Here is a 20903-nt window from a genome sequence, read left to right on the forward strand (position 1 = left end):
CTACCGGGTGCTCCTCAGAGCGTTTTCGAGGATCGTCGCGCCCTCCTCGGCCTCCGCCACGGTCAGCGACAGCGGGGGTGCGATGCGCAGGGCGCTGGTGTTGTGGCCGCCGCCCTTGCCGAGGAGCAGTCCGCCCGCGCGGGCCGCCTCCAGCACTGCGGCGGCCGACTGCGGATCGGCCCGGTCAGTGCCGGGCTTGACCAGTTCGAGGCCGATCATCAGCCCGCGTCCGCGTACCTCGCGTACGCCGGGCAGCTGCGCGGCGACGGCCCGCAGCCGCTCGATGAGCAGTCCGCCGACGCGCCGGGCGTTGCCCTGGAGGTCGTGTTCCAGCAGGTAGGTGAGGTTGGCGAGCCCCGCCGCCATGGTGATCTGGGTGCCGCCGAACGTCGAGATGCTGTTGGCGTCCAGGCAGTTCATGATCTCGGCGCGGGCGACGACCCCGCCGATGGACATGCCGTTGCCGATGCCCTTGGCGAAGGTGACGATGTCCGGCGGGCCGCTTCGCGCGTGGGCCTGCCAGCCCCAGAAGTGCTCGCCGGTGCGGCCCCAGCCGGTCTGCACCTCGTCGGCGATCCACAGGACGCCGTGTTCCTGGAGGACCTCGCGGAAGGCGGCGTACAGGCCGTCGGGCGGGGAGGTGAAGCCGCCGACGCCCTGGATGGGCTCGGCGATCAGCGCGGCGGGCGGGCGGGTGTGGCCGAGGAGGTCCCTGAGGTCCTCGACGCACGCGGCGATGAAGTCGGCGTCGCTCAGCGCCGCGTAGGGGCCCCGGGTGCGCACGCCGCCGTGGACGTACAGGGTCTGCAGCGGGGACAGCGAGGTCGGGGACCAGCCGCGGTTGCCGGTGATGCCGACCGCGCTGAAGGAGCGGCCGTGGTAGCTGTTGCGCATCGCCAGCACGGTGTTGCCGCGGCGGTACGTCGTCGCCAGCAGCAGGGCGGTGTCGTTGGCCTCGGTGCCGGAGGTGGTGAAGAAGACCCGGGCGTCCGGGATGCCGCTCAACTGGGCGATGCGCTCGGCGAGTTCCACCATCGGCCGGTTGAGGTAGAGGGTGGAGGAGTGGATGATCCGCCCGGCCTGCTCGCTCACCGCCTTGGTCACCTCGGGCAGCGCGTGCGCGGTCATCGTGGTGAGGATGCCGCCGAAGAAGTCGAGGTAGCGCTTGCCGTCGGCGTCCCAGACGTGGCGGCCCTCGCCGTGGGTGATCTCGATCGGGTCCTCGTAGTAGAGGGCGAGCCAGTCCGGGAGGACGGCCCGGTGGCGGCCCAGCAGGTCCTTGGTCACGGCCGCACCAGCCCTTCGTAGGCGTCGGGGCGGCGGTCGCGGTAGAACGCCCACGTCTGCCGCACCTCTTCGATCAGGTCGAAGTCGAGGTCCCGGACGACGAGTTCCTCCTTGCTGTCGCTGGCGGTCTCGCCCACGAACTGCCCGCGCGGGTCGACGAAGTAGCTCGTGCCGTAGAAGTCGTTGTCGCCGTACTCCTCGACGCCGACCCGGTTGATCGCGGCGACGAAGTACTCGTTGGCCACGGCCGCCGCGGGCTGCTCCAGCCGCCAGAGGTAGTTCGACAGCCCGCGGTGGGTGGCGGAGGGGTTGTAGACGAGCTGGGCGCCGTTCAGGCCGAGTTGCCGCCAGCCCTCCGGGAAGTGCCGGTCGTAGCAGATGTACACGCCGACCCTGCCGACGGCGGTGTCGAAGACCGGCCAGCCGAGGTTGCCCGGCTTGAAGTAGTACTTCTCCCAGAAGCCCTTGACCTGCGGGATGTGGTGCTTGCGGTACTTGCCGAGGTAGCTGCCGTCGGCGTCGATCACGGCCGCGGTGTTGTAGTAGAAACCCGACTGCTCGATCTCGAACACCGGGACGACGATCACCATGCCGGTCTCGCGGGCGAGCTCCCGCATCCGGCTGACGGTCGGACCGTCGGGCACCGGCTCGGCCCAGCGGTAGTGCTCCGGCTCCTGGACCTGGCAGAAGTAGGGGGCGTTGAAGACTTCCTGGAACCCGATGACCTTGGCGCCCTGCCGGGCCGCCGCCCGGGCGTGCTCCTCGTGTTTCGCCACCATGGACTCGGTGTCGCCGGTCCAGGTGGCCTGGACCAGTGCGGCGCGGACGACGTTCGCCATGAGCTGCTCCTTCGACGGGACGTGCATCCCTCTACGCCCGTAGAAGCAGGGCGTAGAGGGTCGAACGTAAGCCTCCCGGACGGCCTTGCCAAGACCATCGTCGTCAACCCGCTGAGTCGATCACGTTTCGCACCCGGGTGGGTTATCGGGCAGCGCCCCCGGCCGCCGGTCAGGCGGTGAATCCGGCGACGCGGACGGCGTGCAGCAGGTCCCAGTGGCGCTCGTCCGAGACGCCCGAGGCGGCCTCCAGCAGAAACGGTACGAGGCGCCGCGGGTCGGCGGCGACACTGCGGGCCGCCTCCTCCGGGGTGCGGACCCGGACGTAGGCGTCGAGCAGGGCCCGCACCTCGCGGCCGCGGCCGGCGTCGTCCAGCGCGAGCACGGCCGCGCCGATCTCGGCGGCGGGCCGGGCGACGCCCTGCCGCAGGATCTGCTGCCCGTCGGCGGGGCGCCCGGCCGCCTCCAGGGCGTCGGCCGCGGCGACCAGCCGGTCGGCGGGCAGCGAGGCGGCCTCCCACAGCAGGGTCACCCAGTCCGCGCCCAGCCCGGCGCGCTGGAGCCCGTCCGCGAGCAGCGGGAAGCGGACGGCGGGCCAGTACGCCACCTCGATCAGCAGGGCGTGCGCCTCGCCGCTGCGGCCCTCGTGGCGCAGCCGCACCAGCCTGTCGACGGCCTCGGCGACGGCCCGCCCCGCCTCCGCGTCCACCGGCTCGGTGCGCGGCTCGGGCCGCCGCGCGTCCTCGGCCGCTCCGGCGAACCGGGCACCGCGCGGGGTACGGCGGGCGGCGGGCGCCGGATCCGGGACGACCGGCGGCGCCGGGGCCTGCGGCACCACGGCCGGCGCGGCCTCGTCCTCCACCATCCCGGCGAAACGGGCACTGCCCCGGCGGCGCTTGCGCTGCTTGGCGGGAGCGGGGGCGGGGGCCGGGTCGGGGGCGAGCGCGGGTGCCGGGGCGGCGGTGGGGTGCGCGGGCGTGGTCCGGGGCGGGGTGTCCACGCCGGTCGGGGCGGGCGGCGACTGGGCGGGGCGGCGGAAGGGGTCGAAGGCGGAGGGGCCGTCGGTGGGGTCGGGGCCGGGGGCGGCCGTGGGGTGGGTGGCCGGGGTGCGGGGGACGTGGTCCGTGGGGGTGCCCGGTGCCTGCCTGCTGTCGGCCGAGGGGCCGGTCCCGGGACGGTCCGGCGCGAGGCCGCCCGGCCCGGTCCGCGCCGACGGCATGCGCAGTGGGCCGCTCGCCGGCCGCCCCGCTTCCGGGCTTCCGGCCGGCGCCGTACTCCCCGGTCCGGCCGGGGCCGCCCCGGCCGGGCCCTCGGTGAACCGGTCCGCCGCCCCGAGCGCGTCCCCGTCCGAGGCCGGCCGGAGCGCCGGAGTGCCGGGTACCGTCCTGCGCTCCAACTCGGCGATGCGGGAGCGGAGTTCGGCGCAGCGTGCGGTGGCGCGTTCATGGTCGTCGCGGGCCCAGGCGAGGTCGAGCCGGAGGGCGTCGGCCTCCTCCCGGGTGGTGGCCGAGGCGATCAGGCGGCCGAGTTCGGCCTGCCGTTCGGCGGCGTAGCGCTGCTCGCGGAGCATCACGTCGAGCCGGTCGCCCAGGGCGTCGCGGGCGCCCGGCCGGGCGTCGTGGGCGCCGAGGGCGGCCGTGTGCAGGATCCGGGCCCGCTCCCGCTCCGCCCCCGCGGCGGCGGCCCCGTAGGCGGCCGCGAGGTCGTGCAGGAGGGCCTCCACCACGTCCCACGGCGGCACCTCGTGCCCGGCGAGACAGGCCCGCATGCCGTCGGGGTCGCGTTGCCAGAACACCCCGCACCAGCCGCCGCCCTGATCCAGGCGCGCCAGCAGACCGTCCAGGTAGTTCGCGAACTCCCTTACCCTTCCAGGGAGTTGATCCACAGCCATCGCCCAACTCCCGCCAGACCGGAGCACTCCGGTTCCGTAGGCAACACCAGGCGTGTTACGGACGTGCTACGCGCGGTTAACAACGGGAGCGCGGGAGCCTCATTGACGGGATCTTGACTCGCTGAGGCTACCGGCCGGCGCGGGTCATACCGCGACCGGCGCGCACCGCACCGCCACGTCGTCCATCGACAGCCCGAGCACCCCGGCGAGCGCGGCCACCGTGAAGAACGCCGGGGTCGGGGCACGGCCGGTCTCGATCTTGCGGAGGGTCTCGGCCGAGATGCCCGCCTCGGCGGCGACCTCCGCCATGCTCCGGGCGCCGCGCGCCTCACGGAGCAACCGCCCGAGCCGCTCGCCGCGTTCGCGTTCTTCCGGAGTGAGAGGGGTGCGCACCATGCCGTCATTCTAATACCGGTATAGTAATTGGCATGGTGGAACTGAAGACGGACACGTCGATCGACGCGATGTACGCGGCGGGCCAGGTCGTCGGGCGGGCCCTGACGGCCGTGCGCGAGGCCGCGGACGTCGGCGTCACCCTGCTGGAGCTGGACGAGGTGGCCCGCGAGGTGCTGCGCGAGGCGGGCGCGTCCTCACCGTTCCTCGGCTACCGGCCGTCCTTCGCGCCGACGCCGTTCCCCGCGGTGATCTGCGCCTCCGTGAACGACGCGATCGTGCACGGCATCCCCGACCGCTACCGCCTGCGCCACGGCGACCTGGTCTCCATCGACTGCGGGGCCGAACTCGACGGCTGGGCCGGCGACTCGGCGATCAGCTTCACCGTCGGACGCCCCCGCCCGGCGGACGTACGGCTGATCGAGACCGCCGAGCGCGCCCTGGCGGCGGGCATCGCGGCGGCGGTCGTCGGCAACCGCGTCGGCGACATCGCCCACGCCGTCGGTACGGTGTGCCGGGCCGCGGGGTACGGCATCCCGGACGGCTTCGGCGGGCACGGAATCGGCCGCAGGATGCACGAGGACCCTCCGGTGCCGAACGAGGGCCGCCCGGGCCGTGGGCTCCCCCTGCGCCACGGCATGGTCCTCGCGATCGAGCCGATACTGATCGGCGGCGGGACCGACGGCTACCACGACGCCCCGGACGGCTGGACGCTGCGTACGAACGACGGTTCGCGCGCGGCGCACGCGGAACACACGGTGGCCATCACGGACGGGGGTCCGAGGATTCTCACGGCACGGCGGCCCACCTGACGGAGCCGCCCCCGCAAATCAGCCCGAAGCCCCCGGACCCTAGGCACTCCGAACATGCCACCAGAAACAGAACGTGCCATCGTGGCATGAGCGCACCCCGACCCGGTTACCCGGCGGGAGCCACACGTCAGCGAAGGAAACGGAAACGATGACCAGCGGCTTCATCGGCCCGGAGGGCGACCCCTTCGGCGAATTCCTCGCCCGCTTCTTCGGCGGAGCCGGCCCCCACCCGGGCCCCCGCCAGATCGACATCGGCCGCCTGCTGAGCCAGCCGGCCCGGGAGCTGGTCAGAGGTGCCGCCCAGTACGCCGCCGAGCACGGCAGCCGGGACCTGGACACGCAGCACCTGCTGCGCGCGGCGCTCGCCGCCGAGCCCACCCGGAGCCTGCTCAGCCGGGCGGGCGCGGACCCGGACTCGCTCGCGACGCAGATCGACGAGCGGTCGGGCCCCGTCCAGCACCAGCCGGGCGAGGCGCCGCCGCCGACGTCGCTGTCCCTGACCCCGGCCGCCAAGCGCGCCCTGCTGGACGCGCACGACCTGGCCCGCTCGCGCGGGGCCGGATACATCGGGCCCGAGCATGTGCTCAGCGCGCTCGCCGCGAACCCGGACTCGGCCGCCGGGCACATCCTGCACTCGGCCCGCTTCGCCTCCCCCGGGCTGCCGCCCGAGACCGCCGAGGGGGAGCGGACGCGGACCGCCGAGCGGCAGCGGCCCACCTCGACGCCGACCCTGGACAAGTACGGCCGCGATCTGACCGACCTCGCCCGGCAGCAGGGCATCGACCCCGTGATCGGGCGGGACGACGAGATCGAGCAGACCATCGAGGTGCTCTCCCGGCGCGGCAAGAACAACCCCGTGCTGATCGGTGACGCGGGCGTCGGCAAGACCGCGATCGTGGAGGGGCTGGCCCAGCGGATCGCCGACGGGGACGTGCCCGACGTCCTCCTCGGGCGCCGGGTGGTCGCCCTGGACCTGACCGGGGTGGTCGCGGGCACCCGTTTCCGCGGCGACTTCGAGGAGCGGCTGAACAACATCGTCGGCGAGATCCGCGCCCACTCCGACCGGCTGATCGTGTTCATCGACGAGCTGCACACGGTCGTCGGCGCCGGCGGGGGCGGCGAGGGCGGCGCGATGGACGCCGCGAACATCCTCAAGCCCGCGCTGGCCCGCGGCGAGCTGCACATCGTCGGCGCGACCACGCTGGAGGAGTACCGGAGGATCGAGAAGGACGCGGCGCTGGCCCGGCGGTTCCAGCCGATCCTGGTGCCCGAGCCGACGGTCGCGGACGCGATCGAGATCCTGCGCGGCCTGCGCGACCGGTACGAGGCCCACCACCAGGTCCGCTACACCGACGAGGCGCTGGTGGCCGCCGTGGAGCTGTCCGACCGCTATCTCGCCGACCGCCGTCTGCCGGACAAGGCCATCGACCTGATCGACCAGGCGGGGGCCCGGGTGCGGCTGGGCGCCCGGACGAAGGGCACGGACGTACGCGCCATGGAGCGCGACATCGAGCAGCTGACCCGGGACAAGGACCAGGCCGTCGCCGACGAGCAGTACGAGCAGGCCACGCGGCTGCGCGACCGGATCACCGAGCTGAAACAGCGGATCGAGGAGAGCAGCCACGCCGACGAGGCCGACGAGGGCCAGCACCTGGAGGTGACGGCGGAGGCCGTGGCCGAGGTGGTGTCCCGGCAGACTGGCATCCCCGTCAGCCGTCTCACCCAGGAGGAGAAGGAGCGGCTGCTCGGCCTGGAGGCGCACCTGCACCAGCGGGTGGTCGGCCAGGACGAGGCGGTCGGTGTGGTCGCCGAGGCGGTGATGCGCTCGCGCGCCGGGCTGGCGAGCCCCGACCGGCCGATCGGCAGCTTCCTGTTCCTGGGCCCGACCGGCGTCGGCAAGACCGAACTGGCCCGGGCGCTGGCGGAGGCGCTGTTCGGCAGCGAGGACCGCATGGTCCGCCTGGACATGAGCGAGTACCAGGAGCGGCACACCGTCTCCCGGCTGATCGGCGCCCCGCCCGGGTACGTCGGCCACGAGGAGGCCGGCCAGCTCACCGAGGTGGTGCGCAGGCACCCGTACTCGCTGCTGCTCCTCGACGAGGTGGAGAAGGCGCACCCGGACGTCTTCAACATCCTGCTCCAGGTGCTGGACGACGGGCGGCTGACCGACTCCCAGGGCCGCACGGTGGACTTCACCAACACGGTCATCGTGATGACCAGCAACCTGGGCTCCGAGGCGATCACCCGGCGCGGTACCGGGGTCGGGTTCGGGCCCGCGGGTGACGAGGCCGACGAGGAGGCGCGGCGGGAGCGGATCCTGAGGCCGCTGCGCGAGCACTTCCGGCCGGAGTTCCTCAACCGCATCGACGAGATCGTCGTCTTCCGCCAGCTCACCGCCGAGCAGCTGCGGCAGATCACCGATCTGCTGCTGGAGCGGACCCGCCGGCTGCTGCACGCGCAGGGCGTCGCGGTGGAGTTCACCGACGCTTCGGTGGGCTGGCTCGCCGAGCACGGCTACCAGCCCGAGTACGGTGCCCGGCCGCTGCGCCGCACCATCCAGCGCGAGGTCGACAACCAGCTCTCGCGGCTGCTGCTCGACAGCCGGATCGGTGAGGGCAGCCGGGTCACGGTGGACGCGGAGGGCGGGCGGCTGGTCTTCCGCACCGAGGAACTGGCCGACCGGCCGCCCGCCCCGGAGCTGTGAGCCCGGCTCACGGCGCCGGGTCCACCACCATCGCCGAGCCGCCGCCGCGTCGTACCTTCTCGGCGGCGGCCAGCCATGCGCCGTTGCCGAGCCGTTGCACGCCGGTGGCCGCGCCGATCTCGGGGTTCAGCTTGAAGCTGTGCCCGAGAGCCTCCAGCCGTGTCCTCAGGGCGCTGTCGTAGAGGGCGGGTTCGAGTTCGGTCTGGGCGGCGTTGCGCTGGCTGGCGCGTGGTGCGGCGATGGCGTCGACCAGGGGCAGGTGCCGGTCGAGGAACCCGGTCAGGGTCTGCAGCACGGTGGTGATGATGGTCGCGCCGCCGGGCGAACCGAGTGCCACCACGGGCTTGTCGTGCCGGTCGAGCACGATGGTCGGCGAGATCGAGGACCGCGGGCGCTTGCCGGGTCCCGGCAGGTTCGGGTCGTGCACGGCAGGGTTGGCCGGGGCGAAGGAGAAGTCGGTGAGCTCGTTGTTGAGGATGAACCCGCGGCCGGGCACGGTGATGGCGCTGCCGCCGGTCTGCTCGATGGTGAGCGTGTAGGAGACGACGTTGCCCCACTTGTCGGCGACCGTGAGGTGGGTGGTGTTCTCGCCCTCGTACGTCGTCGGGGCGGCCGTGCCGCCGGAGCCGCAGGCGGCCGGGTGGCGCGGGTCGCCGGGCGCCACGGGGCTGGTGAGGACCGCGTCGTCCTTGATCAGGCAGGCCCGGGAGTCGGCGTACTTCTGCGACAGCAACTGCTGGGTCGGTACGTCCTCGAAGGCCGGGTCGCCGACCCAGCGCCCCCGGTCGGCGAAGGCGATGCGGCTCGCCTCGATGAAGTGGTGCAGGTACTGCACCTCGCTCGCCTTGGAGAGGTCGGTGTTCTCCAGGATGTTGAGGGCCTCGCCGACCGTGGTGCCGCCCGAGGAGGAGGGGGCGATGGAGTACACCTTCAGGCCGCGGTACGAGGTCTTCGTGGGCGCCTGCACCTTGGCGCGGTAGGCCGTGAGGTCCTTGGCGGACAGCTTGCCCGGGCGGGCGTTCCAGCCGGAAGCCGGGTCCACCGGCGGGTGGTTGACGGTGGTGACGATGTCCTTGCCGAGGTCGCCGCGGTAGATCGCTCCGACGCCCTTCCTGGCCAGCTCCTCGTAGGTGCGGGCGAGGTCGGGGTTCTTGAAGGTGGAGCCGGGGACGGGGAGCTGTCCGTTCGGCAGGAACAGCTTGGCGGTGTCCGGGAAGTAGCGGAAGCGGGTCTCGTTGGACGCCGTCTGCGTACGGAAGGTGTCGTCGACGGTGAAGCCGTCGCGGGCGATCCGCTCGGCGGGCTTCAGGACCGTGCCGAGCTTCCTGCTGCCCCACTGGTCCAGGGCCGTCTGCCAGGTGGCGGGCGTGCCGGGCGTGCCGACGCTCAGACCGCTGGTGACGGCGTCGGCGAAGGCGAGGGGCTTGCCGTTCTCCGTGAACAGGCCGGAGTCGGCGGTCAGCGGCGCGGTCTCGCGGCCGTCGATCGTATGCACGGTACGGGACTTGGCGTCGTAGTAGACGAAGTAGCCGCCCCCGCCGATCCCGGAGGAGTAGGGCTCGGTGACGCCGAGCGCGGCGGCGGTGGCGACGGCGGCGTCGACGGCGTTGCCGCCCTTCCTGAGCACCTCGATACCGGCCGCGGAGGCGTCCGCGTCGACGCTGGCCACGGCACCGCCGTAGCCGACGGCGACCGGGACCTTCGCCGGGGCCGCGCTCTGTGTGGCGGGTGGCGCTGCCGCCCCCACCGACACCACGGCGGCCGAGACCGCCATAACCGTCAGTTTCCGCGCGACAGGGCGACGCATCCGTACCTCCAGTCCAGGACCGTCCGCGCAGCGTAGCCAGATCGACGGACCCTGACAGCCCATTTCGCGCCAGGTGTCACGCGAACGTCACACATCGAACACCGGTGCTACCAGCCCCTCGTGAGGCCGCTAGCATGCGCGGCCATGAACGACGACGTGCGCAACATCGTCCTGGGCGTGGTTGCGGCCGGAGTCAGCGCCTCGCTGGGCTGGCTGGCCCGTACGTATCTGTGGCGGCGCAGACTGCGGCGCAAACAGGCCTTCTTCGGGCTGCCCGACAACTCCGCCTCGCTGCTGGTGGTCAACCGCGACGCGGGCGGGACGGAGCTCACGGTGACCCGGCACGATGTCTTCGCCCTGCTCGAACTCTCCGCGCTCATCAAGGACTGCAACGCCCACGCCCAGGTGGTCGCGCACGACGCGGCCCGGCAGGGCTTCGGCGAGCACACCGAGTTCTGCGTCGGCGGTCCGGCCTCGAACCGCCGTATGGCGGCGCACCTTTCGTCGCTGCTGCCCGGCGTCCGGGTGAACGTCGACGCCGAACCCGGCCCGGACCGGGGCGCGTTCCAGATCGGCGGCGAGCGGTACCGGATGGAACCGGGGCACAGCGAGTACGTACTGCTCGCCCGGCTCACCGCCGGTGAGCGGCGCGAGGCCCGGCCGGTCTTCCTCTTCTGCGGCCAGCGCGCCATCACCAACCAGGCCGCGACCCGCTATCTCGCCCGCAACCACGAGCGGCTGGCGCGCAAGCACGGCACCTCCTCGTTCGCGCTGCTGCTGAAGGTGGTCAACTCGCAGGCGTACGGCCCGGATGTGGTCGAGCTGGTCGCGGACGTGACGCGGGCGGCGCTGGCACCGCTGCCGACGGTAGAGACCTGAACAATCTTTACCCTCACGTAACTTACCGACGGGTTACTTGCGGTAAGAGGCCGAGGTTACCGTCGGGTCACTTTGCATTGACACGAGTGAGGAGTGACCCATGGGACACGGTCGCGGCACCTGGCGCACATCGGCCGCCTCAGCCGTCTCGGCGGCGCTGATCGCCGGAACGGTCGTCGGGGTGGCCCCGGCCGCCCGGGCGGCCACGCCGTCCGTCCGCTTCGTCGACATCACCGGCGACGGCGGCACCGTACTGAAGGCGAACGTCGTCACGCCCGCGGGCGCCGACGGCTCCCGCGACTACCCGCTGATCGTGCTGCCCACGAGCTGGGGCCTGCCCCAGGCCGAGTATCTCGCCCAGGCCCAGAAGCTCGCCGACGCCGGGTACATCGTGCTCACGTACAACGTGCGCGGGTTCTGGCAGTCCGGCGGCGAGATAGAAGTGGCGGGGCCGCCCGACACGGCCGACGCCTCCAAGGTGATCGACTGGGCGCTCGCCAACACCCCCGCCGACCCCCGGCACATCGGCATGGCCGGCGTCTCCTACGGCGCCGGGATCAGCCTGCTGGCCGCCGCGCACGACAAGCGGATCAAGGCCGTCGCCGCGCTGAGCGGCTGGGCGGACCTGATCGCCTCCATCTACTCGGGCCGCACCCAGCACGTCCAGGCGGCGGCCGTACTGGACGGCGCGGCCACCCTCACCGGCCGGGAGAGCGCCGAACTCCGCCGGATCTTCGACAACCTGTACTCCTCTAACCTGACCGAGGAACAGGAGATGATCGACTGGGGGCGGAAACGTTCCGCCGCGACCTACCTGGATCAGCTCAACACCAACGGCCCCGCCGTCCTGCTCGCCAACGCCTGGGGCGACACGGTCTTCCCGGCCAACCAGTACGCGGACTTCTACGAGAAGCTGACCGGCCCGAAGAGACTGGAGCTGCGCCCCGGCGACCACGCGACCCCCGAGATCACCGGCCTGTTCGGGCTGCCCAACGACGTGTGGACCGACACCGAGCGCTGGTTCGACCACTACCTCAAGGGCGCGGACAACGGCATCGACCGCGAGCAGCCGGTCCAGCTCAAGTCCCGTACCTCCGGCGGCTACGAGGGCTACCCGGACTGGAAGTCGGTCGCCGCCACCCGCCGGAAGATCACTCTCGCGGGCTCCACCACGATCCACGCGAACGTCGACTCGGGGGCGGACGGCGGGATCGTCTTCCTCTCCAGCATCCTCGACCAGGTGGCCCAGCTGCCGCCCGTCGCCTCGATGCCGCTGCTCCCCCGCCGCTGGGCCGCGGTCTGGCAGTCGGAGAAATACGCATCCGCCGGGCAGGTGCGCGGCACCGCGAGCCTGCACACCACGCTCACCCCGACCAAGGAGAGCGGCACCCTCGTCGCCTACCTGTACGACGTGGGGCCGCTCGGCCTCGGCAAGCTGGTCACCCACGCGCCGTACACCTGGCACGGACGGACGCCCGGCCAGGCGTTCGACGTGGACCTGGACCTGTTCGCCACGGCCTACGACGTTCCGGCCGGGCACCGTCTCGCCCTGGTCGTCGACACGGTGGACCCGCTCTACATCGAGCACAACCCGTCCGGCGCGCAGCTGACCTTCTCCTCACCGGCGGACGACCCGTCATACGTGTCGGTTCCGCTGCGCGAGCAGTGATCGCCGGCTGCCGCCGGCCGGGTCTGGCTCGGTGAACTGCCACCCCATGAAGGGCACATCCTATGCGACGACCACCGGCCGGACCGTCGGCCGGGGTCGCCGCCCGGTGGCCGGGGAGCTCAACGCCCGGGCCGCCCCTAGGATTCGGCGACCTCGGCGTAGAGCTGCGACAGCTCGGGCACACCGCTCGCGGCCCACTCGTGGCCGGAGGCGACGACGTCGAACTCACGGCCGGACGCCAGCCGTACGACGGGCCCGCCGGGCCGGATGTCCCAGACCGCGCCGGGTACGGTGCGCACGATCACCGTGCCCAGGTAGAAACCGGCGTCGTTGCCCAGCCAGGGCAGGGTCTCCTCGTCGTCCCGCCAGCGCGGCAGCATCTGGTCGAGCGCCTCCAGCGAGGCCGGGGAGTCGTCGAGCCGGACGCCCGCCGCCCACGCCTGGGAGCGCAGCAGTTCGCACTCGGAGAGGAGGTCGGCGACGCCCTCGGGGTCGGCGGGGAGCACCGCCTCCCCGGTCTTGGGATGCCGGTGGCCCAGGAAAGGGATGTTCATACGCCCAGCGTGGCATTCGCACCGCCGTACGCACCACAGGGCGGGCGGGGGTGTCGCGGCCGGGGCGGGCCTTACACGTCGAGGTCGACCACGACCGGCGCGTGGTCGGAGGCGCCCTTGCCCTTGCGCTCCTCGCGGTCCACGTAGGCGTCCTTGACGGCCTTCGCGAACGGCGCGTTGCCGTAGACCAGGTCGATGCGCATGCCGCGGTTCTTGGGGAAGCAGAGCTGGCGGTAGTCCCAGTACGTGAAGGGGTGCTCGTACTTCAGGGGGCGCGGGACGACGTCGGACAGGCCCGCCTCGCGCAGGGAGAGCAGGGCGGCGCGCTCGGCGGGGGTGACGTGGGTGCTGCCCTCGAAGGCGGCCGGGTCGAAGACGTCGTCGTCGGTCGGGGCGACGTTGTAGTCGCCGAGCACCGCGAAGGGGCGGCTGCCGCCCGCGTCGCCGGCGACGGCGGCCTTCAGGGCCTCGAACCACTGGAGCTTGTAGGCGTAGTGCGGGTGGTCCACCTCGCGGCCGTTGGGCACGTACACCGACCAGACGCGGACCGGGCCGCAGGTCGCGGAGATCGCGCGCGGCTCCACCAGGCCGTCGTAGCCCGGGTCGCCGGGCAGGCCCTTGACCACGTCCTCCAGGCCGACGCGGGAGAGCACCGCCACGCCGTTCCACCGGCCGGTGGCGTGCACCGCCGCCTCGTAGCCCAGCTCGCGCAGCTGGTCGAACGGGAACTGCTCCTCGGCGATCTTGGCCTCTTGCAGGCACAGCACGTCGGTGCCGGTGCTCTCCAGCCAGGCCAGCAGCCTCGGGAGGCGGGCGGTGATCGAGTTCACGTTCCAGGTCGCGATGCGCATGTCCCACAACCTACCGGGCGGGTCCGACAGCGCGGCCGGCCCGGTCCTGGGCGGCGGTCAGAGCTCGGCGGAGCCGCCCGGCGCGAGCCGCAGGTGCTCGGCGCCGCCCAGGGTGCCGATCTGGCGGTCGTAGATCGGGCGGGCGAGGTCGGTGAGCAGGGCGTCGTGGATGTCGTACGCGCGCTGGGGCCCGACCTCGCGGACGTAGTCGATGACCTCGGAGATCTTGCTCCAGGGGGCCATGACCGGCAGCATCAGCGTCTCGACCGGCCGGCCGGGGACGGTGAGGGCGTCGCCGGGGTGGAAGACACGCCCGCCGTCGACGAGGTAGCCGACGTTGGTGATGCGCGGGATGTCCGGGTGGATCACCGCGTGCAGTTCGCCGTGGACCTGGACGTCGAAGCCCGCGGCGGTGAAGGTGTCGCCGTGGCCGACGGTGTGCACCCGGCCCGGGAAGGCCGCAGCGAGCTGGTCGGCGACCGACTTCAGGGTCCAGATCTCGGCGGCCGGGTTCGCCTCCAGGGCGGCCCGCAGCCGCCCCTCGTCGTAGTGGTCCGCGTGCTCGTGCGTGACCAGGACGGCGTCCGCGCCGGCGGCGGCGTCCTGCTCGCTGAAGGCGCCTGGGTCGATGACGAGCGTCCGGCCGTCCTTCTCGAGCCGGACGCAGGCGTGGGACATCTTCGTGAGCTTCATGGCTTCCATCCTGCCTCCCGGGTGCCGTCCCGGGCGTCCCCGCCCCTCTCACCCCTCGGGCGTGGTCTCCTCGCGGATGACCTGCTGGGCCACCCGGAAGCCGCTGTTGGCCGCCGGTACGCCGCAGTAGACGGCCGCCTGGAGCAGCACCTCCTTGATCTCGTCCGGGGTCAGTCCGTTGCGCAGGGCGGCCCGGGTGTGGAAGGCGAGTTCGTCCAGGTGGCCGCCGGCGACCAGCGCGGTGAGCGTGACGCAGCTGCGGGTGCGGCGGTCGAGGCCGGGGCGGTCCCAGATCTCGCCCCAGGCGTAGCGGGTGACGAACTCCTGGAAGTCCCCGGAGAAGTCGTCGGCCTGGGCCAGCGCGCGGTCGACGTGCGCGTCGCCGAGCACCTCCCGGCGGACCTTCAGTCCCGTGTCGTAGGGGTCGGGCCGCCCGGGCAGCTGCTGCGCCACGACGGCCGGGGCGATCTCGGCGAGGGGCGCGGCCTGCGGCGAAGCGGCGAGCACCGGCTGGAGCGGGGCCGCCGGGAGGGCCGTCTGGCCGGTGCCGGGCTCGTAGGCGGGCTGCCAGGCGGTGGAGAAGTGCCGCACCAGCAGATCGGTGACGGCCGCGGGCTGCTCGACGGGGACCAGGTGGGAGGCGCCGGGGACGACCGCGAGGCGGGCGTCGGGGATGCCGGCGACCAGGGTGCGGGCCTCGGCCGGGCCGGTGACCTGGTCGTCGGAGCCGACCAGGACCAGCGTCGGCACGCCCACGCGGCCCAGTTCGGGCCGCACGTCGAAGCCGGCCAGCGCCTCGCAGGCGGCGATGTAGCAGCCGGGGTCGGTGGTGCGCACCATCTGTACGGCCCACTCGGTGATCGCGGGCTGGGCGGCGGCGAACCCGCCGGTGAACCAGCGGTCCGGGGAGGTCCGGGCGATGGGGTCGAGCCCGTTGGTCCGCACGATCACCCCGCGCTGGCGGAACTCGTCGGCCGTGCCGAACCGCGGTGAGGCGGCCACCAGCGCGAGCGAGGCCAGCCGCTCCGGGTGGCGCAGCGCCAGTTCGAGGCCGACCGCGCCGCCGAGCGCGCAGCCCGCGTAGCCGAAGCGGTGCACGCCGAGCTCGCCCAGCGTGGCCAGCAGCCGTGCGGTCAGCTCGGAGACCGATCCGGCCGGGTGCGCGGGGGCGCCGCCGTGCCCCGGCAGGTCGAACCGGAAGACCCGCCACTGCTGGGCCAGCTCGGGGACCTGCCGGTCCCACATGTGCCACGTCGTGCCGAGCGAGGGGCCGAGGATGAGGACCGGGGCGTCGTCGGGGCCGTCGAAGCGGTACTGGAGGGGGGCGGGGGTCTTCGTCTCACTCACCGCTCCACGCTAACCGGCCCCCGGCACGCCCCGGTCCCGGGGCCCCCGCACTCCACACCGTGCTCCCGCACATCACCGGCGAACCCTCACACCGCCTTCACCCGGCATGAGGCGGTGGCGCCGTCAGGGGTGCGGCGAGGTCGCCGGCGCTCATATGCCGTCCGGGGTGCCAAGACCCGTCAGCGCGCCCACGGGGTCCAGGTCGGGGGTGCCGCGGGGCCACCAGTCGTCGCGGCCCGGCTCCGACTCGTACGCGTACCACAACCCGTCGCGGCCGAGCCGGAGTTGGACCTGTCCCAGGGGGTGGGTGAGGCGGTTGCGCCAGGGGCGGAAGGCCGGGAGGTCGGCGGCGAGCAGGAGCGGGCGGGCCCGGTCGAAGCGGCCCGCGGGCGGGTCCCAGGGCTCTTCCAGGACGGTGAGCCCCGCGAGGCCGCCCTGCCGCCAGGCGGCGACCGCGCGGGCCAGCTCGGCCGGGGTGCGGCCCGCGGCGGAGGCCAGCGAGGAGTAGAGCGCGCGGGTGGCGGCGGTCAGTCCGGAGCCGGGGCGGGCCGCGGCCTGGCGCACCGCGTCCTGCCAGAGGGTCAGGTCGCCGACCGGGTCGCGGCCGGTGGTCAGCAGGGCGTGGGCGCGGGCGGCGGCGTCGGTCGCCAGCTGGTCCAGTGCGAAGGGGTCGGGGCCGCCCGGCGCCGCCGGGTACACCGGTGGCTGTTGCGGGTGCGGGGGTGCGGGCAACGGCGCGGGGAGGGGCGGGAGCGCGCGGGGGGCGAGGACGTCGGTGGCACGGACGCCGGGGAGGGATTCCTGCCGCCGTTCCCGAGCGGCGCGGGCCGCGCGGGCGGCGTTGCGGCGGGACAGCGCGTCGAGCAGGTCGCGCTCGCCCCGGCCGCGCAGCAGGAGCAGCACGAAGGGGTCGGCGTCGAGCAGGCGGGCCGTCTGGTAGCAGAGCGCCGCCGCGTGCTTGCAGGGATGGCCGGAGTCGGGGCAGCTGCAGCGGGGGGCCAGGTCGCCGGGGCCCGGCAGCAGGGGCACTCCGCAGTCGGCGAGGGAGTGGGGCAGCTCCTTGTCGAGGAGCGCGGCGATGTGGCCCGGACGGTCGGCGGCCACGTCGAGGAACCGCTCCCAGTCGGCCTCCTCCAGCGTGCGCAGCCGCACCTGCACGCGGTAGGGCCGCGGGCGGCTGCCGCGCACGTACGCCAGCACCAGTCCCGGCGTCACGGTGATCGCGTCCACGTGCCCCTGCTCCGCGTAACCGCGCCCCCGCGCCAGCCGTTTGGCGTCCAGCGCGCCCTGCTCCAGCGCGTCGACCCAGGCGTCGCCCCACCAGGTCTCGGCGAACCGGGCCTCCTTCGACGAACGGGGCGGGAAGGCGGGGAAGGTACGGCGGAGGTCGTGGTCGCGGTGGGGGGTGGCCATGGTGTGGGGGACGGGTGGGAGCGGTGACGCCGGGGTGTCCGGGGCGGACGTGGTGAAGGGGGCCGGGGCTTCCGGGGAGGGGGTGGGGTCTTCGGCTTCGGTCGTCTCGCCCGGCTCGGCCGGTTCGACCGTCTCGCCCGGCTCGGCCGTCCCGCCCGGCTCGGCGGTCGCACCCGGTTCGTCCGGCATCGACGGCATCCGGAAGGCACCCGCGAGGAACTCCCGCATCTCACGGGCCACCCTGCTCCGGTCGACCCGCTGGGGGTCTGCGCCGCGGGCCTGGGCGGGAGGCTCCGAGGCCGTCGCCGGCCCACCCGAGGACACGGGGTGCGCGGGCTCCGGCTCCGTGTCCCGGGCCGCGCGGCGAGCGGCACGCAGGGCCTCCCTGGCGATGTCGCCGGGGCGTCCGCCGGTCTTCCCGGGACCAGGGCTCTCAGGGGCCGCGGCCGTGGCGGGGCGCTCCCCGGCCTCCTGTGCGGTGTCCCGCGCGCGATCGGCCGTGGCGACGCGCTCCGCCGATCCGGCGCCGTCCGCGTCAGCCGCCCCCGCGCCACGCCGGGCGGCGACGGCCGACCGAAGCGCCGCCCGGGCGGCGTCGCCGGGCCTCGGGGCGGCGCACCCGGCCGCGCCTGCGAAGTCCTGCCCTTCTTCTTCCCGTGCCGCGTCCTCGGGTGTCGGCCTCTCCTCCTCGGCGGCGCTCCCGGTCCGCTCCGCCTGCTCAGGCTCGCGCCCGGTCGGCACGGCCTCCGCCCCGGGCGGCCGGGGCTCGTCCGCGACCGTGCCGCCGGGCACCCGGAGCGCAGGCCGGTCCTCGCCCGGCCGCGGAGTGCTCCCCCGCTGCCGCGCCTCCCGCAGTGCCCGGCGGGCCGCGTCCCCCGGACGTTCCTCCGTGCCCGTCACGACGGCCTCCTCAGGGACACCAGGTCGGACAGTTCGCGGTCGGTCAGTTCGGTGAGGGCGGACTCGCCGGAGCCGAGGATCGCGTCGGCCAGGGCGCGCTTGGCGGCGAGCATCTCGGCGATGCGGTCCTCGACGGTGCCCTCGGTGACCAGGCGGTGGACCTGGACGGGCTGGGTCTGGCCGATGCGGTAGGCGCGGTCGGTGGCCTGCTCCTCGACGGCGGGGTTCCACCAGCGGTCGAAGTGGACGACGTGGCCCGCGCGGGTGAGGTTCAGGCCGGTCCCGGCGGCCTTGAGGGAGAGGACGAGGACCGGTGTCTCACCGCTCTGGAAGCGGTCCACCATCCGCTCGCGCTCGGGGACCGGTGTGCCGCCGTGCAGGAGGTCGACCGGGACCGCGCGGGCGGCGAGGTGGGCGGTGATGAGGCGGGCCATGCCGACGTACTGGGTGAAGACCAGCGCCGAGCCGTCCTCGGCGAGCAGGGTGTCCAGCAGCTCGTCCAGCAGGGCGAGTTTGCCCGAGCGGGCGGCGAGCCGGTCGTCCCGCGTCTCCTCCTTCAGGTACAGCGCGGGGTGGTCGCAGATCTGCTTGAGGGCGCCCAGCAGCTTCAGCACCAGGCCCCGGCGCGCGATGCCCTCCGCGGTCTCGATCGCCAGCATCGACTCGCGCACCACCGCCTCGTACAGCGCGGCCTGTTCACGGGTGAGCGGCACCGGGTGGTCCGTCTCGGTCTTCGGCGGCAGCTCGGGGACGATGCCGGGGTCGGACTTCTTGCGGCGCAGCAGGAACGGGCGGACCAGGCGGGCGAGACGGGCCACGGCCTCCTCGTCCTCGCCGGTCTCCACCGCGCGCGCGTGCCGGGCCCGGAAGGACTTCAGGGGGCCCAGGAGTCCGGGGGTGGTCCAGTCGAGCAGGGCCCACAGCTCGGAGAGGTTGTTCTCCACGGGGGTGCCGGTCAGCGCCACGCGCGCGGGCGAGGGGATCGTGCGCAGGGCCTTGGCGGTCGCCGAGTACGGGTTCTTGACGTGCTGGGCCTCGTCCGCGACCACCATGCCCCACGGCTGCTCGGCCAGGCGCGGTGCCGTCGAGCGCATGGTGCCGTACGTGGTGAGGACGAAGCCCGTGTCGAGGCCGGACAGGGTGCGGTCGGGGCCGTGGAAGCGGCGGACGGGGACGCCCGGCGCGAACCGGGCGATCTCGCGCTGCCAGTTGCCGAGGAGGGACGCCGGGCAGACCACCAGGGTCGGTTCGGTGCGGGCCCGCTTCAGATGGAGGGCGATCACGGTGATCGTCTTGCCCAGGCCCATGTCGTCGGCGAGGCAGCCGCCCAGGCCCAGGGAGGTCATCAGGTCGAGCCAGGCCAGGCCCCGCAGCTGGTAGTCGCGGAGGGTGGCGTGCAGACCGGCGGGCGGCTCGGCGGGCCGGATTCCGGCCGTGAGGCGGTCGCGCAGGGCGGCCAGCGCGCCGGTAGGCACCGCCTCTATGGTCTCGCCGTCGACCTCGGCACTGCCGGTGAGCGCGACGGACAGCGCGTCGACCGGGTCGAGCAGGCCCAGTTCGCGCCGCCGTGCCTTGCGGACGAGGGCCGGGTCGACGAGCACCCAGCGGTCCCGGAGCCGGACGACGGGGCGGTGGGCCTCCGCGAGGGTGTCCATCTCGGCCTCGGTGAGCGGGTCGCCGCCGAGCGCCAGCTGCCAGCGGAACCGGAGCAGTTCCTCGCTCTCGAAGAAGCCGGTGCCGTCGGTCGCCGAGCCCGGCGCGGGCCGTACCACGGCGGTGGCGCTAAGGTCCTGCGCCAGGTCCCTGGGCCAGTGCACGGCCACCCCGGCAGCCGCGAGCCGGGTCGCCGCCACACCGAGCAGGTCGCCCAGCTCATCCTCGGTCAGGGCGAGTACGTCGGGCACCTCCCGCTCGGCGAGCCGGTCCAGCGGCGGCCAGACGCGGGCCGCGCGGCGCACCGCGAGCGCCGCGTCCACGCGCGCGCGTGGCCCGAACGCGGTGTCGGCCTCCCCCGCCCACAGGGACGCCGCGTCGGCCACCAGGGTGGGGTCGGCGAGGCTGTGCACCTGGACGACGGCCGCACCCGCGCCGCGCGCCCCCGCGGTGCCGTCGGCGTCGAACAGGTCGTAGGCCGACAGGTCCAGGCGCAGGGAGATCCGCACGCCCGCGTCCATGCCGGCGGCGACCTCGGCGGCCCAGTCGTGGGCGTCGGGCAGCGGCTGGGGCTCGCGGGCGGCGAACGGCCTGCCGGAGGTGTGGGGCGCGGCCGGGGTGCGGGGCAGGGTGTCCGCGACCGCGTCCAGGAAGGAGCGCACCAGCGCCTCCGGCTCGGGCAACCGCAGCGGTCCCGGTCCGGGCAGCGGCACGGCGTGGCCCTCGGCGGGCAGGGCGGCGGCCACCGCGCGCAGGTGGGCGATGTCGTCGGGGTCCAGCGGTCCGGCGCGCCAGGCGTCGTGCCCGTCGGGGGTCAGGCCGGGCAGCAGGCGCCCGCGGGCGGCGAGCCGCAGCGCGTGCAGGGCGGCGGCGCCCCAGCAGGCCGTGGCCGGGTGGGCGGCCGGGTCGTGGCGGGCCCGCACCAGCAGCGGCAGGGCCCGGTCGAGCGGGAGGGACAGGGCGGGCACCTGCCTGCGGCGCACTCCGGCGCCGTGCCGTCGCACGACCGTCAGCTCGTCCTGTCGCACGAGCGCCGGGTCCTCGGCGCCGGCGGGCGAGGGCTGCCCGTCGCCCGGGTCCCAGAAGGCGATCCGGCCGTCGCGCGGGAGGGGTGCGGGCAGGTAGACGGCCGCGAGTCGCAGCGGGACGGCCGCCCCGGTCCCGGGGGATCCTCCCGTGCGCCCGGCCACCGCAGCCGTGCCGCTCATACGTCC

The 20903-nt window shown here is 74.2% G+C and carries 15 protein-coding genes; 4 read left to right on the forward strand and 11 right to left on the reverse strand.

Annotated elements, in window-relative coordinates:
- The 4 genes from ACZ7L0_RS02525 to ACZ7L0_RS02540 form a co-directional block, all read right to left on the reverse strand.
- Positions 1–1287 carry an aspartate aminotransferase family protein gene (locus tag ACZ7L0_RS02525; protein ID WP_471240530.1) on the reverse strand — a complete coding sequence of 429 codons (1287 nt, stop codon included), beginning with the start codon at positions 1285–1287 and terminating at the stop codon, positions 1–3.
- Positions 1284–2126: a nitrilase-related carbon-nitrogen hydrolase gene (locus ACZ7L0_RS02530; protein WP_471240531.1), complete on the reverse strand. Its 843-nt coding sequence runs from the start codon at positions 2124–2126 to the stop codon at positions 1284–1286. The genes ACZ7L0_RS02525 and ACZ7L0_RS02530 overlap by 4 nt, the downstream gene beginning before the upstream one ends.
- A 169-nt stretch (positions 2127–2295) precedes the next feature.
- The gene (locus tag ACZ7L0_RS02535) at positions 2296–4014 is read right to left on the reverse strand and encodes a hypothetical protein (RefSeq protein ID WP_471240532.1); all 1719 of its coding nucleotides are present in this window, start codon (positions 4012–4014) and stop codon (positions 2296–2298) included.
- Positions 4015–4158: 144 nt separating this feature from the next.
- Positions 4159–4410 (reverse strand): helix-turn-helix domain-containing protein, encoded by a 252-nt coding sequence (locus tag ACZ7L0_RS02540; protein ID WP_471240533.1) that lies wholly within the window; start codon positions 4408–4410, stop codon positions 4159–4161.
- A gap of 32 nt (positions 4411–4442) precedes the next feature.
- On the opposite strand from ACZ7L0_RS02540, the gene map reads away from it, so the two are divergent.
- Together map and ACZ7L0_RS02550 are read left to right on the forward strand one after the other, a co-directional pair.
- Positions 4443–5219 (forward strand): type I methionyl aminopeptidase, encoded by a 777-nt coding sequence (map, locus tag ACZ7L0_RS02545; RefSeq protein WP_471240534.1) that lies wholly within the window; start codon positions 4443–4445, stop codon positions 5217–5219.
- Positions 5220–5367: 148 nt separating this feature from the next.
- Positions 5368–7923: an ATP-dependent Clp protease ATP-binding subunit gene (locus tag ACZ7L0_RS02550; protein ID WP_471240535.1), complete on the forward strand. Its 2556-nt coding sequence runs from the start codon at positions 5368–5370 to the stop codon at positions 7921–7923.
- Positions 7924–7930: 7 nt separating this feature from the next.
- Here the strand turns inward: ACZ7L0_RS02550 and ggt are convergent, their stop codons facing one another.
- Positions 7931–9730, reverse strand: a complete 1800-nt coding sequence (ggt, locus tag ACZ7L0_RS02555; protein ID WP_471240536.1) for a gamma-glutamyltransferase — start codon at positions 9728–9730, stop codon at positions 7931–7933.
- A gap of 144 nt (positions 9731–9874) precedes the next feature.
- Between ggt and ACZ7L0_RS02560 the strand changes: the two genes are divergently transcribed.
- On the forward strand, positions 9875–10609 hold the full coding sequence (locus ACZ7L0_RS02560) for a hypothetical protein (RefSeq protein WP_471240537.1): 735 nt from the start codon (positions 9875–9877) through the stop codon (positions 10607–10609).
- 100 nt (positions 10610–10709) lie between these two features.
- Positions 10710–12278, forward strand: a complete 1569-nt coding sequence (locus ACZ7L0_RS02565) for an alpha/beta fold hydrolase (protein WP_471240538.1) — start codon at positions 10710–10712, stop codon at positions 12276–12278.
- Between the two features lie 137 nt (positions 12279–12415).
- Here the strand turns inward: ACZ7L0_RS02565 and ACZ7L0_RS02570 are convergent, their stop codons facing one another.
- From ACZ7L0_RS02570 to ACZ7L0_RS02595, 6 genes are all read right to left on the reverse strand, one after another.
- Positions 12416–12832, reverse strand: coding sequence for a DUF6278 family protein (locus ACZ7L0_RS02570; RefSeq protein ID WP_471240539.1), 417 nt, complete (start codon positions 12830–12832; stop codon positions 12416–12418).
- A 71-nt stretch (positions 12833–12903) separates the two neighbouring features.
- Entirely contained in the window at positions 12904–13683 is a 780-nt protein-coding gene (locus ACZ7L0_RS02575; protein WP_471240540.1) for an exodeoxyribonuclease III, read from the reverse strand.
- Between the two features lie 57 nt (positions 13684–13740).
- On the reverse strand, positions 13741–14376 hold the full coding sequence (locus ACZ7L0_RS02580) for an MBL fold metallo-hydrolase (protein ID WP_471240541.1): 636 nt from the start codon (positions 14374–14376) through the stop codon (positions 13741–13743).
- A 48-nt stretch (positions 14377–14424) separates the two neighbouring features.
- Complete coding sequence (pcaDC, locus tag ACZ7L0_RS02585) at positions 14425–15723, reverse strand: bifunctional 3-oxoadipate enol-lactonase/4-carboxymuconolactone decarboxylase PcaDC (RefSeq protein WP_471240542.1); 1299 nt, start codon at positions 15721–15723, stop codon at positions 14425–14427.
- A gap of 150 nt (positions 15724–15873) precedes the next feature.
- Positions 15874–18036, reverse strand: a complete 2163-nt coding sequence (locus ACZ7L0_RS02590; protein ID WP_471240543.1) for an SWIM zinc finger family protein — start codon at positions 18034–18036, stop codon at positions 15874–15876.
- A complete protein-coding gene (locus tag ACZ7L0_RS02595; protein WP_471240544.1) occupies positions 18033–20897 on the reverse strand; it encodes a DEAD/DEAH box helicase in 2865 nt (954 codons plus the stop codon). Before ACZ7L0_RS02595 ends, ACZ7L0_RS02590 begins: the two co-directional genes overlap by 4 nt.
- Between the last annotated feature and the right edge of the window lie 6 nt (positions 20898–20903).

The organism is Streptomyces sp. NPDC039424 (assembly GCF_055639495.1).

Bases quoted from the DNA above. Each gene is read 5' to 3' on its own strand.
- ACZ7L0_RS02530 (WP_471240531.1), bottom strand. From the start codon at position 2,126: ATGGCGAACGTCGTCCGCGCCGCACTGGTCCAGGCCACCTGGACCGGC.
- ACZ7L0_RS02535 (WP_471240532.1), bottom strand. From the start codon at position 4,014: ATGGCTGTGGATCAACTCCCTGGAAGGGTAAGGGAGTTCGCGAACTAC.
- ACZ7L0_RS02540 (WP_471240533.1), bottom strand. From the start codon at position 4,410: ATGGTGCGCACCCCTCTCACTCCGGAAGAACGCGAACGCGGCGAGCGG.
- map (WP_471240534.1), top strand. From the start codon at position 4,443: ATGGTGGAACTGAAGACGGACACGTCGATCGACGCGATGTACGCGGCG.
- ACZ7L0_RS02550 (WP_471240535.1), top strand. From the start codon at position 5,368: ATGACCAGCGGCTTCATCGGCCCGGAGGGCGACCCCTTCGGCGAATTC.
- ggt (WP_471240536.1), bottom strand. From the start codon at position 9,730: ATGCGTCGCCCTGTCGCGCGGAAACTGACGGTTATGGCGGTCTCGGCC.
- ACZ7L0_RS02560 (WP_471240537.1), top strand. From the start codon at position 9,875: ATGAACGACGACGTGCGCAACATCGTCCTGGGCGTGGTTGCGGCCGGA.
- ACZ7L0_RS02565 (WP_471240538.1), top strand. From the start codon at position 10,710: ATGGGACACGGTCGCGGCACCTGGCGCACATCGGCCGCCTCAGCCGTC.
- ACZ7L0_RS02570 (WP_471240539.1), bottom strand. From the start codon at position 12,832: ATGAACATCCCTTTCCTGGGCCACCGGCATCCCAAGACCGGGGAGGCG.
- ACZ7L0_RS02575 (WP_471240540.1), bottom strand. From the start codon at position 13,683: ATGCGCATCGCGACCTGGAACGTGAACTCGATCACCGCCCGCCTCCCG.
- ACZ7L0_RS02580 (WP_471240541.1), bottom strand. From the start codon at position 14,376: ATGAAGCTCACGAAGATGTCCCACGCCTGCGTCCGGCTCGAGAAGGAC.
- ACZ7L0_RS02595 (WP_471240544.1), bottom strand. From the start codon at position 20,897: ATGAGCGGCACGGCTGCGGTGGCCGGGCGCACGGGAGGATCCCCCGGG.